General features: G+C 69.9%; 1 protein-coding gene and 1 pseudogene. One reads left to right on the top strand and one right to left on the bottom strand.

The features are described from left to right. Nucleotides 1-224 precede the first annotated feature (224 nt). Nucleotides 225-956 carry an ABC transporter substrate-binding protein gene (locus N878_RS21320; protein WP_021445562.1) on the top strand — a complete coding sequence of 244 codons (732 nt, stop codon included), beginning with the start codon at nt 225-227 and terminating at the stop codon, nt 954-956. A 72-nt stretch (nt 957-1028) separates the two neighbouring features. Here the strand turns inward: N878_RS21320 and N878_RS29855 are convergent. After that, nucleotides 1029-1204 (bottom strand): annotated as a pseudogene (locus tag N878_RS29855) (diguanylate cyclase); the annotation flags it as partial.

Below are 1204 nucleotides of genomic sequence, written 5' to 3'. Positions count from 1 at the left end.
ACCTCAGTGTGCAACACGAGAGTTCCCCAGCGATTCGAGCGCACAGGCGGAGGCTGCGCGAAAACCCGCGCATCTTACCCGAAGCCGCTCTGGCCCGCCGATCCTGGCGCGGCAGGGCGGATGGACGGCCGCCCTGGCCAGCACCTGTATCAAAAATGAGACAGTGACGAGGGCTTTCGCGCCTGCTATCACTAGCATTGATCATTCCCCACGGATCGCCGCCGATGCCCGCAGTGCGCGCCTGGCTGTTGCTCTTGCTGCTGTCGCCGGCTCTGGCGGCGGGCGAATCGTTGCGCCTGGTGGCGGACCCCTGGCCGCCGTTCAACGACCGCCGCCTGCCCGGCAACGGCCTGGCCAGCGAGCTGGTGGAGCAGGCGCTGCAGCGTGCCGGCTACCGCACCAGCTACGTCGAGGTGCCCTGGCAGCGGGCGGTGCTGGGGCTCAAGCGCGGCGACTACGACGTGCTGATCAACGCCTGGTACAGCCCCGAACGCGCCGAGTTCGGCCACTACTCGCAGCCCTATCTGGTCAACCGCATCCGCTTTCTGCAGCGCAAGGGCGCCGGCATCCGCTTCGACAGCCTGGCCGATCTGTATCCGCACAGCATCGCCGTGGTGCGCGGCTACGCTTATTCCGCCGAGTTCGACGGCGACGAGCGGCTGCGCAAGGTCGGCGTCGGCGGTTTCGCCACCGCCGCGCGCATGCTGCACGCCGGGCGCGTGCAGCTGACCCTGGAGGACGAGCTGGTGGCGCGCTATCACCTCGGTCGCGAGCTGCGCGCCATGCGCGACGAGCTGGAGTTTCTGCCGCTGCCGTTGAGCGAGAACGGCCTGCACATCCTGGTGCGCCGCAGCCACCCCGAACACCGCGAGATCGCCACGCGCTTCGACCGGACGATTCAGGCCATGCGCGAGGACGGCAGCTACGCCGCCACCTTTCGGCGGCATGGGCTCTGAGCTCGCGTGGCCCCGTTCGCCGGAGGTTTGGATCGCCCGCCAGCGGGCTCCTACGCGGTGCACATAGCGCGGCTAGGCCAGCACCGTGCGCGCACGGCCCTGCTGCTTGGCCCGGTACAGGCGCATGTCGGCCTCGTGCAGCAGGCTTTCCAGATCGTCCGGCGTGCCGCGGTAGAGGCCGGCGCTGAACGACAGCGGCGGCGCGCCGGCGGCGTAGTGCAGGCCGGCGCACTGGCGGCGCAGGCGGT

Origin of the sequence: Pseudomonas sp. EGD-AK9, from assembly GCF_000465935.2 — a bacterium.
Taxonomy (GTDB): Bacteria; Pseudomonadota; Gammaproteobacteria; order Pseudomonadales; family Pseudomonadaceae; genus Aquipseudomonas.
The sequence above is the reverse complement of the archived record's forward strand: the minus strand, read 5'-3'. Positions and strand labels throughout refer to the sequence as shown.